The following is an 11,876-nucleotide window of genomic DNA, read 5'->3' as shown; positions in this document are numbered from 1 at the left end:
GTAGCGTTTCGTCCATGAGACTCGGTGTCCTGGACGTGGGCTCGAACACGGTGCATCTGCTGGTGGTGGACGCCCACCCCGGCGCCCGCCCGCTGCCCGCCCACTCCCACAAGGCCGACCTACGGCTCGCCCAACTCCTCGACGACAGCGGCGCGATCGGCGACGAGGGCATCGAAAGCCTCGTCGCCGTCGTACGGGACGCGCTCCAGGCCGCCGAGGACAAGGGCGTCGAGGACCTGCTGCCGTTCGCCACCTCCGCCGTGCGCGAGGCCCGCAACGCCGACGACGTCCTCGCGCGCGTGGCCGAGGAGACCGGCGTCCGCCTCCAGGTGCTCAGCGGCGCCGAGGAGGCGCGGCTCACCTTCCTCGCCGTCCGCCGCTGGTTCGGCTGGTCCGCGGGCAAGCTGCTCGTCCTGGACATCGGCGGCGGCTCGCTGGAGATCGCCTACGGCATCGACGAGGAACCGGACGCGGCCGCCTCCCTGCCGCTCGGCGCGGGCCGCCTCACCGCGGGCTGGCTTCGCCAGGACCCGCCTGCCGCCGAGGAGGTACGCGCGCTGCGCCGCCACGCGCGCGCGGAGATCGCCCGTACCGTCGGCGAGTTCAGCCGCTTCGGCGCGCCCGACCATGTCGTCGCCACCTCCAAGACCTTCAAGCAGCTCGCCCGGATCGCGGGCGCCGCGCGGGACGCCGACGGTCTCTACGTGCAACGCGAGCTGAAACGTGAATCGCTGGAGGCATGGGTGCCCCGGCTCGCCGCGATGACCGCGGCGCAGCGCGCCGAACTCCCCGGCGTCTCCGAGGGCCGGGCCGGGCAGATCCTCGCCGGGGCGCTGGTCGCCGAGGGCGCGATGGACCTGTTCGGCGTGGAGAGCCTGGAGATCTGCCCGTGGGCGCTGCGCGAGGGCGTCATCCTGCGACGCCTGGACCACATGGGATCGGCGTGAGGGCGCGGCCCTCGATGGCGAAGCTCACACCGGCCCGGAGACACCCCTCGTCCCCCGTACCCCACCCCGTAAGGTGTCTCCGTGGCTGAACCAAGGGACGTGAAGGTCGCCCTGTCGACGGCCTCGGTCTACCCGGAGTCGACGTCGACCGCCTTCGAGATCGCCGCGCGCCTCGGCTACGACGGCGTCGAGGTCATGGTGTGGACCGACCCCGTCAGCCAGGACATCGAGGCCCTGCGCCGCCTCTCCGACCACCACGGCGTGCCCATCCTCGCCGTGCACGCGCCCTGCCTGCTGATCACCCAGCGGGTCTGGTCCACCGACCCCTGGACCAAGCTGCGCCGCGCCCGGTCGGCCGCCGAGAAGCTGGGCGCCTCCACCGTCGTCGTCCACCCGCCCTTCCGCTGGCAGCGGCAGTACGCCCGCGAGTTCGTCGACGGCATCTGGCGCATGGCCGACGAGACCGACGTCCGGTTCGCCGTCGAGAACATGTACCCCTGGCGCTACCGCGACCGCGAGATGCTCGCCTACGCCCCCGAGTGGGACGTCACCAAGGACGACTACCGGCACTTCACGATCGACCTCAGCCACACCGCGACCGCCCGCACCGACGCCCTCGGCATGATCGACCGCATGGGCGACCGGCTCGGCCACGTCCACCTCGCCGACGGGCGCGGCTCCGCCAAGGACGAGCACCTCGTCCCCGGCCGCGGCACGCAGCCCTGCGCCGAACTGCTGGACCGCCTCACCCGCACCGGCTTCGACGGCCATGTCGTCATCGAGGTCAACACCCGGCGGGCCATGTCCAGCGCCGAACGCGAGGCCGACCTCGCCGAGGCACTCGCCTTCACCCGCCACCACCTCGCGGCGGGCGCCGGGGTACCCCGGCCGTGACCGAACCCACCCCCCGGCGCCGGGGACGGCCCCCGCGCGCCGAGTCCGGCGACACCCGCGACCGCATCCTCGGCGCCGCCCGCGAGGAGTTCTCCGAACGCGGCTACGACAAGACCTCCGTACGCGGCATCGCCAAGGCCGCGGGCGTCGACTCCGCCCTCGTCCACCACTACTTCGGCACCAAGGAACAGGTCTTCGAAGCCGCCGTCTCGGTCGCCTTCGCCCCCGCCCTCGCCGCGCCGGACGCGATCGCCGAGGAGCCGCTGGAGACCGTGGGGGAGCGGCTGACCCGGTTCGTGCTGGGCGTCTGGGAGAACCCCGCCACCCGCACCCCGCTGCTGGCCATCGTCCGCTCCGCCGTCAACAACGACACCGCCGCAGCCGTCTTCCGCCGCCTGATCGCCGCCCAGCTGCTGCGCCGCATCGCCGGGCGCCTCGACGTGCCGGACGCCGAGCTGCGCGTCGAGCTGGCCGCCGCGCAGCTGGTCGGCACGGCCATGCTGCGGTACGTGATCAAGGTGGAGCCGCTGGCCTCGGCCGACCTGGAGCGGATCGTGGCCCGGCTGGCACCGGTGGTGCAGGGACACCTCACGGGGGAGTGAGAGCGGGGGAGACGGGGGCTCGGTAAGACGTCCGTCCCGCATTCCGGACAGTTCGTCCCGCCCCGTGGATGACCGGCGTACGCTCGGCAACAGTCAGAAGCCTGTCTGACCCCGTCTTCTCAGAAGGAGCGAGCGACGATGCCCGAGCTGAGGTCCCGCACAGTCACCCACGGCCGCAACATGGCGGGCGCCCGCGCCCTTATGCGCGCCTCGGGTGTACCCGGCGCGGACATCGGCCGCAAGCCCGTCATCGCGGTTGCCAACTCCTTCACCGAGTTCGTCCCCGGCCACACCCACCTGCAGCCGGTCGGCCGCATCGTCAGCGAGGCGATCCGGGAGGCGGGCGGCATCCCGCGCGAGTTCAACACCATCGCCGTGGACGACGGCATCGCCATGGGCCACGGCGGCATGCTCTACTCCCTGCCCTCCCGCGACCTGATCGCGGACTCCGTGGAGTACATGGTCGAGGCCCACTGCGCCGACGCCCTGGTCTGCATCTCCAACTGCGACAAGATCACGCCGGGCATGCTGATGGCCGCGCTGCGCCTGAACATCCCGACCGTCTTCGTCTCCGGCGGGCCCATGGAGTCCGGCCGCGCCACCCTGGTCGACGGCACCGTGCGCACCCTGGACCTGGTCGACGCGATCTCCGACGCCGTCAACGACAAGATCTCCGACGAGGACATCCTCCGCATCGAGGAGAACGCCTGCCCCACCTGCGGCAGCTGTTCCGGCATGTTCACCGCCAACTCGATGAACTGCCTCACCGAGGCCATGGGCCTCTCCCTCCCCGGCAACGGCTCCGTCCTCGCCACCCACACCGCCCGCCGCGCCCTGTACGAGAACGCGGCCCGCACGGTCATGGACATCACGCGCCGCTACTACGAGCAGGACGACGACACCGTCCTGCCCCGCTCCGTCGCCTCCTTCGCGGCCTTCGAGAACGCGATGGCGCTGGACATCGCCATGGGCGGCTCCACCAACACGATCCTGCACCTGCTGGCCGCCGCCCAGGAGGCGGGCGTCCCCTTCGGCCTGCCCGAGATCGACGCCGTCTCCCGGCGCGTCCCGTGCCTGGCCAAGGTCGCGCCCAACGTGGCGAAGGACCGCACCTACTACATGGAGGACGTGCACCGCGCCGGCGGCATCCCCGCCCTCCTCGGCGAACTGCACCGCGCGGGCCTGCTCAACGAGGACGTCACCTCCGTCCACAGCCCGTCCCTCGCCGACTGGCTCAAGACCTGGGACGTGCGCGGCGGCTCCCCGTCCGCCGAGGCCGTCGAACTGTGGCACGCCGCCCCCGGCTGCGTCCGCTCCGCCGAGGCCTTCTCCCAGTCCGAGCGCTGGGCCTCCCTCGACGACGACGCCGAGGGCGGCTGCATCCGCTCCGCCGAGCACGCCTACTCCAAGGACGGCGGCCTCGCCGTCCTCAAGGGCAACCTCGCCGTCGATGGCTGCGTGGTGAAGACCGCGGGCGTCGACGAGTCGGTGTGGACCTTCGAGGGCCCGGCCGTGGTCTGCGAGTCCCAGGAGGAGGCCGTCCAGCGCATCCTGACCCAGGAGGTCAAGGACGGCGACGTGGTCGTCATCCGCTACGAGGGCCCCAAGGGCGGCCCCGGCATGCAGGAGATGCTCTACCCGACCTCGTACCTCAAGGGCCGCGGCCTCGGGAAGACCTGCGCCCTGATCACCGACGGCCGCTTCTCCGGCGGCACCTCCGGCCTCTCCATCGGCCACGCCTCCCCCGAAGCGGCCTCCGGCGGCACCATCGCCCTCGTCCGGGACGGCGACCGCATCCGCATCGACATCCCGAACCGCACCATCGCACTCCTGGTGGACGACGCCGAACTCGCCCGCCGCGACAGCGAACTGAACGGCGTCTACGCCCCCGTCGACCGCACCCGCAAGGTCTCCACCGCCCTGCGCGCCTACGCGGCCATGGCCACCAGCGCCGACAAGGGCGCCGTCCGCGACGTGACCCTCCTGGGCTGACCCGCAAGCGGCGGAAGGGGCCGGGACATCCCGGCCCCTTCGTGTTTCACCAGCTGGACGGATCGCGCGTGTCCCGGGCGAACACCGTGCCGTCGGGAGCAGCCGCGTACACCGAGCCCCGCGCGAGCACCGGCGCCGGAGGCCCCACCGACACCTGGTCCGTACGGGTCCCGAAGCGCGGCGGTGTCTGCCCGGTGAGGCTGCCACGGCGGGCATCCACGGCGAGCAGTCGGCCGTCGGCGGCGGAGAAGTACAGATGTCTGCCGTCGGTGACCGGCCGCGAACCCCAGCTCACCGAGGTCTCCAGGTGCCAGAGCCGCTCACCGGCAAGCGTGTCCACGGCGTCGAGCCCACCGCCGGTGGCGAGCAGGTACACCACCCCGTCCCGGACGACGGCCTGCGCGCCGTGGGAGACGGCCGGGAGCGGCACGCGGCGTACCGCACCGGACTTCACCGTGTAGCGGACCACCGCCTCGGTGTCACCGTCGACCGGATCGGCGGCAAGGAAATAGACGAACCGGCCGTCCATGCCCACCGGTTGGAGGGCACCGGACATCCGCGCGCTCCAACGCTCCGTCCCTGTCGCCGGATCGAGCGCGGTGACCCGCGTACCGCTCCCGTCGGCGGAGACAGCCGTCGCATACGCGGTGACACCCCCGGTGGCCGTGCCGAAGGCATCGAGGCGCGGCGAGCCCTTCTCCCGCAGGGTGTGCTGCCACACCGTCCGCCCCGAGGCGCTGTCCACCCCGGTGATCCGCCCTTCCGTGTCGCTCACCAGCTGGGTGCCGTCCGCGTACAGAGCCCCGGTGTCCCGCGGCAGCCGCCGGTGCAGCCGGACTTCGCCCGAGGACGGGTCGAGTGCCGTCACCCGCCCTTCCTGGTCGCGCAGTTGAAGCAGCCCGGCCGACAGGACCGGCGGATCGCTCCACACGGCCCCCGCGAAAGAGCGCCGCCACCTCACCGTGCCGTCACGCGGATCGAGTCCGACCGCCGTCCCCGGCGCGGCGCACAGCAACTCGCCCTCGCCGTGGACGCATCGGGGCGTGCCGGTGCCCCTGGTGAGCGTCGTCGACCGCCACTCGGTCACTCGGTCCCCGGTGGCCACCGGACGCACCCGGGGTGCCGCCTGCTCACCACCGGGCCAGTGCGCCGCGGCGATCCCCGCGCCCCCGGTCAGCACAAGCGCGCCCGTCGCGAGCGCGACCCGGCCGCGCGTCCACCGCCGCGGACGCCCCGCCGCCCCGTCGCCGGGCACCTCGGCCTCCTCGGCCGGGGACACGTCCCGCTGAGCCGGTATGAAGGCCTGAGTGTCGTACGACGCCGCCACCGACCGCAGCGCGCTCATGATCTCGTCGGGTGTGGGCCGGTCCTCGGGCTCCTTCGCCAGGCAACGCCGCACCAGCGGAACGAGGCCGGCCGGGACCCCGGTCAGGTCCGGCTCGTCGTGCACCACTTGATAAGCGACGACATAGGGACTGTCGGAGTCGAACGGACCGCGCCCGGCTGCCGCGTGCACGATCACCGAACCGAGGGCGAACACGTCGGCCGCCGGGCCCACCTCACGCGGCCGACGGAACTGCTCGGGCGCCATGAACGGCGGCGTCCCGATCAACTTGCCCGTCTCGGTCCGCAGTTCACTGTCCTTGGGACGCGAAATACCGAAGTCGATGACCTTCGGGCCGTCCTCGGCGAGCAGCACGTTCCCCGGTTTGAGATCACGGTGCACCACCCCGACCCGGTGGATGTCCCGCAGCGCCTCCGCAAGCCCGGCCATCAGCCGTCGTACGTCGCCGGGCGCCATCGGGCCGTTCCGCTTCACCTCTTCGGCGAGGGTGGGGCCCGGGATGAACAGCGTCGCCATCCAGGGCCGATCGGCCTCCGGATCGGCGTCCACCACCGGCGCCGTGAAAGCACCGCTGACCCGCCGGGCCGCCGCCACCTCCTGCTGGAACCGCCCCCTGAACTCGTCGTCCCGCGCGAACTCGGCGTGCACCACCTTCACTGCCAGCCGCATCCCGGAACCACTGCGAGCCAGGTGCACCACACCCATGCCGCCCGACCCGAGCCATGACTCCAGACGGTAGTGACCGGCGTACTCCGGAAGTTCCGGTTCCGCACCGGGTCCGGAGCTGCTCCGTGGCGCCATGGACCACCCCCGTGCTGTTCGTCCGCGCGCGTCGCTCGGAGCCTAGTCGATCGCCCGTACGACACCGCAGGACGCTTGCTACCCTCCGCGCATGCTCTCCGAACTCCTGTGCGGAGAAGCGTCGTTACTGAAAGAATCACCGGCGCCCCGCACCTGCCGAGGGCGCCATGGGGGAGGTAGACCTTGTCCTACTCCGTCGCCCCGGGCGTCCGGCTGAACGTCCGCAGCGGCCCTGGCACCGGTTACGCACTCGTCCGCGCCCTCCCCGAGGGCGCCCAGGTCAGCATCAACTGCCAGGCCCCGGGCACCACCGTCACCGGCTACTACGGCACCTCGAACATCTGGGACAACATCGCACCCGGCGAGTTCGTCTCGGACGCCTACGTGCACACCGGCAGCGACGGCTACGTGGCCGGCCGCTGCGGCTGAACCCATCGGAAAGGCAACGACATGACTTCCCCACGCCGCAGATCCGCCCTGTTCGCAGGTGCCGCGGGAGCTCTCCTCCTCGTGATGGGTGTTCCGGCCCAGGCGGATGCGGCGCCGTCCGCTCCGGCGACGGCCTCGGCGGGCAGATATCCGGTGGCCCCGGGCGTCAGCCTGGACGTCCGCAGCGGCCCCGGCACCGGCTACGGCGTCGTCCGCGTGCTGCCCGCTGGCTCATCCGTGACGATCTCCTGTCAGACGACGGGCACCACGGTGAGCGGCTATTACGGCACCTCGAACATCTGGGACAACATCGGCTCCGGCGAGTTCGTCTCGGACGCCTATGTACACACCGGCAGTGACGGCTACGTGGCCGTCCGCTGCGCCTGACGCCCCGGCCCGGAGCCCGTCGGCCGCCGGAGCCATAATCGACGCGTGAGCGACGAGACCGGCACCAACGCGATCCCGGCGGGCTCCACGGGCGGCGGCCCCCGCCCCGAACCCCTCCGCTTCTTCGGCACGTCCTGGGTGGACCACACCGGCGGCTACGCGGCCCGCCGCGCGGCCGTCGCCGTCGGCGCCCTCGTCGCGGCCGCGGTCTCCTGCCTGATCCTGCGCCTCGCCTACCAGGGCCTCCAGATCGCCGGCACCGGTTCCTACGTGACCTTGCTGGTCATCGCCATGTTCGCGGTGTGCAGCGCGCTCGCCTTCCGCAACACCTGGGACAACTTCGGCCGCCGCACCGATCCCGAGCGCCAGGCACGCCTGCGCGGCCTGCTCGCCATCGGCTTCGTCGGCACCCTCCTCGCCTGGTCCGCCCGCTCCCTGACGGAGGCGCCCGGCGAGAAGCTGCACCGCGCCGAGTACGACACCGCCCGCGCGGAGTACGAGCGCACCCACTCCCGGCGCACGGGCAACCCCGCGAAGGCGGCCCGCAAGAAGCGCTGAGACCGACCGCGACGGCGGTACCGAGGGCTCCGGCACGACACCCCTGTCCCCACCCACCCCACGCCGCGCACCATGGTCGGCATGACCGCACCCGAGGCCCCCACCGAGCCGACCACCAGCGCTCGCGCCCACTCCTTCAACGCGGCCGCGGCCCAGTACGCCGAGAACCGGCCCTCCTATCCGCCCGCACTCTTCGACACCATCGAGGAACTCGCCGGGCGCCCCCTCGCCGGTACCCGGGCCGTGGACGTGGGTGCGGGCACCGGTATCGCCAGCGCGCTGCTGCACGAGCGGGGCGCCGAGGTGCTCGCCGTCGAGCCGGGCGCGGGCATGGCCGCCGAGTTCCGCCGCCGGAACCCGCACCTCCCCCTGGTCCGGGGCAGCGGCGACGCCCTTCCCGTGGCCGACGCCCACGCCGACCTCGTCACCTACGCCCAGGCATGGCACTGGACCGATCCGGCCCGCTCGGTGCCGGAGGCGCTGCGCGTGCTGCGGCCCGGTGGCGCGCTCGCGCTGTGGTGGAACACCGAGGCCACCGACGTCGACTGGATCGCCGCGGCCGCCGCGCGCACCGCCCGCTTCTTCGGCCTGCCCGTGCACACCGAACAGCACAAGGCCGCCGACCGCGTCTCCACCGCCGATCCCAGCGGCCGACTCCGCTTCACCCGCCGCTCGGTCCACTGGAGCCGCCGCGTACCGCTCGATACCCACCTGGCCAACATCGGCAGTCATTCCGCTTTCCTCCTCGCCCCCGAGGCCGCCCGGGCCGAGTTCTTCGACGCCGAGCGAGCCCACCTGATCAAGGTCTTCCCCGACGGCCTGGTCGAGGAGACGTACGAAGTGGTTCTGCTCGTCGCCACCACCCCGGAACCCCCGACCCGCCCCTGACCAGCCCCGGAGCCGACCCTGACCCGCCCCTGAGCCGAACCGGCCCGACCCTGACACGGCCCGTTGACGGCACCCCTTGACGGCGCTCCGGCTCGGGCACATTATTCATCACGTGATGAATAATGTGCCCGAGCCACCTCAGCCGACGGCACCCGACGCCGTCCGCGCCGCCGGCCTCACCGTCGTACGCGGCACCCGCACCGTCCTGAGCGACCTCCGCTTCACCGTCCCCCGCGGCCGGATCACCGGTCTGCTCGGCCCCTCCGGCTGCGGCAAGTCCACCCTGATCCGCTCCATCACCGGCACCCAGGCCAAGGTCACCGGCACCCTCGACGTCCTCGGCAGCCCCGCCGGCCACCCCACCCTGCGCAGCCGCATCGGCTACGTCACCCAGGCCCCCTCGGTCTACGACGACCTCACCGTCGAGCAGAACCTCGACTACTTCGCCGCGATCCTCGACCCGGGCCGCGCCGCCGCCGACCGCCGTCGCGCACACGTCACCCGCGCCATCGCCGACGTCGACCTCACCACCCACGCCGACGCCCTCGCGGGCACCCTCTCCGGCGGCCAGCGCAGCCGCGTCTCCCTGGCCGTCGCCCTCCTCGGCACCCCCGACCTGCTCGTCCTGGACGAACCGACCGTCGGCCTCGACCCCGTCCTCCGCCGCGACCTGTGGAACCTCTTCCACGACCTCGCCGACCGCGGCACCACCCTCCTCGTCTCCTCCCACGTCATGGACGAGGCCGAGCGCTGCCACCGCCTTCTCCTCATGCGCGAAGGACGCGTCCTCGCCGACGACACTCCCGAGAACCTGCGCACCCGCACCTCCACCGACACCGTGGAGGCCGCCTTCCTGCGCCTCGTCGACGAAGCGGACGACCGCACCAAGGAGCCGACCCGATGAGCACGACGACCCCGGCCGCCCCCATCGCCGCGTTCAACACCGCCCGCACCACCGCCACCGCGGCCCGCGTCCTGCGCCAGCTCCGCCACGACCCGAGGACCATCGCGCTGATGCTCCTCGTCCCCTGCCTGATGCTCGTCCTGCTGCGCTACGTCTTCGACGCCAGCCCGCGCACCTTCGACGACATCGGCGCCTCACTGCTCGGCATCTTCCCGCTGATCACGATGTTCCTGGTGACCTCCATCGCCACCCTGCGCGAACGCACCTCCGGCACCCTCGAACGCCTCCTCGCCATGCCCCTGGGCAAGGCCGACCTCATCGCCGGATACGCCCTCGCCTTCGGCACCGTGGCCGTCGTCCAGTCCGCGCTCGCCACCGGTCTCGCCGTCTGGCTCCTCGGCCTGGACGTCACCGGCTCACCCTGGCTGCTCCTGCTGGTCGCCCTCCTGGACGCCCTGCTCGGCACCGCCCTCGGTCTCTTCGTCTCGGCATTCGCCGCCTCGGAGTTCCAGGCGGTCCAGTTCATGCCGGCGGTGATCTTCCCTCAGCTCCTCCTGTGCGGCCTCTTCACGCCCCGCGCGGACATGCACCCTCTATTGGAGGCCGTCTCCGACGTACTGCCCATGTCCTACGCCGTCGACGGCATGAACGAGGTCCTCCACCACACCGACCTGACCTCGGCCTTCGTCCGGGACGTCCTGATCGTCGCCGGATGCGCGCTCCTGGTCCTCGCCCTCGGCGCGGCCACCCTGCGCCGCCGCACCGACTGAAGGCCGTCCGCCCACCGGACAATCCCCCCGCCCGCCGTATCGCCGGTGCGAGGATGAACCGCATGAGCCAGAAAGTCGCAGTCCTCGGCACCGGCAAGATCGGCGAAGCCCTGCTCAGCGGGATGATCCGGGGCGGCTGGGCGCCCGCCGACCTCCTGGTCACCGCCCGCCGTCCGGAACGGGCCGAGGAGCTCCGCGCCCGGCACGGAGTCACCCCGGTCAGCAACACCGAGGCCGCCAAGAGCGCCGACACCCTGATCCTCACGGTCAAGCCGCAGGACATGGGCGCCCTGCTCGACGAACTCGCCCCGCACGTCCCCGCCGACCGCCTGATCATCAGCGGCGCCGCGGGCATCCCCACCGCGTTCTTCGAGGAGCGCCTCGCCGAGGGCACCCCGGTCGTCCGCGTCATGACGAACACCCCGGCCCTGGTCGACGAGGCCATGTCCGTCATCTCGCCGGGCAGCCACGCGACGGAGGAGCACGTCGCCACCGCCGAGGAGATCTTCGGCGCGGTGGGGCAGACCCTCCGCGTCCCCGAGGGTCAGCAGGACGCCTGCACCGCGCTCTCCGGATCGGGCCCGGCGTACTTCTTCTACCTGGTCGAGGCCATGACGGACGCGGGCATCCTGCTCGGCCTGCCCCGCGACAAGGCCCACGAGCTGATCGTGCAGTCCGCGATCGGCGCCGCCACGATGCTCCGCGACAGCGGCGAGCACCCGGTGAAGCTCCGCGAGAACGTCACCTCGCCCGCCGGTACGACCATCAACGCCATCCGCGAGCTGGAGAACCACGGGGTACGGGCCGCCCTCATCGCGGCACTGGAAGCGGCCCGCGACCGCAGCCGTGAGCTGGCCTCCGGCAAGAAGGACTGACCCTGCTCAAGATCTTTGCTGGAGGGGGTTGACACCCCCTCGGCAGATGCGTAGTGTTCTCCGAGTTGTCCGACGTGAGCGCCGACTCCGGTCGGTCCCCGGACAGCCATCTCGCAAGGCCATCTACTCATCGACACTTAACTGTCGCATGCTCTGGTGCGCATTTGCGAAATGAGGAATCCGCGTTCGAAAGGACGCGGCCCCCGATTAGCTCGGGGGCCGGGAATCCGCTAAAGTCTCACTCGTCGGAACGGCCCAGCGGGCCGGGAAGACAACCCCCTCTGACTGGGAATCAGACGCCGAAAAGATCTGATAGAGTCGGAACCGCCGGAAAGGGAAACGCGAAAGCGAAGAACTGGAAAGCACCGAGGAAATCGGAACGGAAACGATCTGATAGAGTCGGAAACACCGAAGGGAAGCCCGGAGGAAAGCCCGAGAGGGTGAGTACAAAGGAAGCGACCGTTCCTTGAGAACTCAACAGCGT

General features: G+C 71.9%; 13 protein-coding genes. 11 read left to right on the top strand and 2 right to left on the bottom strand.

Annotated features, from left to right (window positions below; translation table 11 throughout):
- Positions 1 to 14: 14 nt before the first annotated feature.
- The 4 genes from ACIPPM_RS21470 to ilvD all read left to right on the top strand — a co-directional run bounded on the left by ACIPPM_RS21470 (position 15) and on the right by ilvD (position 4,435).
- Positions 15 to 947: a Ppx/GppA family phosphatase gene (locus ACIPPM_RS21470; protein ID WP_401450198.1), complete on the top strand. Its 933-nt coding sequence runs from the start codon at positions 15 to 17 to the stop codon at positions 945 to 947.
- Positions 948 to 1,028: 81 nt separating this feature from the next.
- Positions 1,029 to 1,841 carry a sugar phosphate isomerase/epimerase family protein gene (locus tag ACIPPM_RS21465; RefSeq protein WP_401450196.1) on the top strand — a complete coding sequence of 271 codons (813 nt, stop codon included), beginning with the start codon at positions 1,029 to 1,031 and terminating at the stop codon, positions 1,839 to 1,841.
- Positions 1,838 to 2,443 (top strand): TetR family transcriptional regulator, encoded by a 606-nt coding sequence (locus ACIPPM_RS21460; protein WP_401450194.1) that lies wholly within the window; start codon positions 1,838 to 1,840, stop codon positions 2,441 to 2,443. The genes ACIPPM_RS21465 and ACIPPM_RS21460 overlap by 4 nt, the downstream gene beginning before the upstream one ends.
- A 138-nt stretch (positions 2,444 to 2,581) precedes the next feature.
- Positions 2,582 to 4,435: a dihydroxy-acid dehydratase gene (gene ilvD / locus ACIPPM_RS21455; RefSeq protein WP_401450192.1), complete on the top strand. Its 1,854-nt coding sequence runs from the start codon at positions 2,582 to 2,584 to the stop codon at positions 4,433 to 4,435.
- Positions 4,436 to 4,481: 46 nt separating this feature from the next.
- Here ilvD and ACIPPM_RS21450 read toward each other — a convergent pair whose 3' ends face one another.
- Positions 4,482 to 6,581, bottom strand: coding sequence for a serine/threonine-protein kinase (locus ACIPPM_RS21450; RefSeq protein WP_401450190.1), 2,100 nt, complete (start codon positions 6,579 to 6,581; stop codon positions 4,482 to 4,484).
- A 183-nt stretch (positions 6,582 to 6,764) separates the two neighbouring features.
- Here ACIPPM_RS21450 and ACIPPM_RS21445 point away from each other — a divergent pair, with 183 nt between their 5' ends.
- The 7 genes from ACIPPM_RS21445 to proC all read left to right on the top strand — a co-directional run bounded on the left by ACIPPM_RS21445 (position 6,765) and on the right by proC (position 11,392).
- Complete coding sequence (locus tag ACIPPM_RS21445; protein WP_401450188.1) at positions 6,765 to 7,010, top strand: peptidase; 246 nt, start codon at positions 6,765 to 6,767, stop codon at positions 7,008 to 7,010.
- 84 nt (positions 7,011 to 7,094) lie between these two features.
- A complete protein-coding gene (locus ACIPPM_RS21440; RefSeq protein ID WP_401450185.1) occupies positions 7,095 to 7,397 on the top strand; it encodes a peptidase in 303 nt (100 codons plus the stop codon).
- 45 nt (positions 7,398 to 7,442) lie between these two features.
- Positions 7,443 to 7,955 carry an EamA/RhaT family transporter gene (locus ACIPPM_RS21435; protein ID WP_401450183.1) on the top strand — a complete coding sequence of 171 codons (513 nt, stop codon included), beginning with the start codon at positions 7,443 to 7,445 and terminating at the stop codon, positions 7,953 to 7,955.
- Positions 7,956 to 8,036: 81 nt separating this feature from the next.
- Positions 8,037 to 8,843: a class I SAM-dependent methyltransferase gene (locus ACIPPM_RS21430; protein WP_401450180.1), complete on the top strand. Its 807-nt coding sequence runs from the start codon at positions 8,037 to 8,039 to the stop codon at positions 8,841 to 8,843.
- Between the two features lie 115 nt (positions 8,844 to 8,958).
- Positions 8,959 to 9,747, top strand: a complete 789-nt coding sequence (locus ACIPPM_RS21425) for an ABC transporter ATP-binding protein (RefSeq protein WP_401450178.1) — start codon at positions 8,959 to 8,961, stop codon at positions 9,745 to 9,747.
- Positions 9,744 to 10,517 (top strand): ABC transporter permease, encoded by a 774-nt coding sequence (locus tag ACIPPM_RS21420; protein WP_401450175.1) that lies wholly within the window; start codon positions 9,744 to 9,746, stop codon positions 10,515 to 10,517. The genes ACIPPM_RS21425 and ACIPPM_RS21420 overlap by 4 nt, the downstream gene beginning before the upstream one ends.
- 62 nt (positions 10,518 to 10,579) lie before the next feature.
- On the top strand, positions 10,580 to 11,392 hold the full coding sequence (gene proC, locus ACIPPM_RS21415) for a pyrroline-5-carboxylate reductase (RefSeq protein WP_401450172.1): 813 nt from the start codon (positions 10,580 to 10,582) through the stop codon (positions 11,390 to 11,392).
- A gap of 292 nt (positions 11,393 to 11,684) precedes the next feature.
- On the opposite strand, the gene ACIPPM_RS21410 is transcribed toward proC, so the two are convergent.
- Positions 11,685 to 11,876: hypothetical protein (locus ACIPPM_RS21410; protein ID WP_401450169.1), on the bottom strand; the 192-nt coding region annotated here is incomplete at its 5' end.

The organism is Streptomyces sp. NPDC090119, from assembly GCF_044747085.1.
Classification (GTDB): Bacteria; Actinomycetota; Actinomycetes; order Streptomycetales; family Streptomycetaceae; genus Streptomyces.
This window is presented reverse-complemented; position numbering and strand designations above follow the sequence as displayed.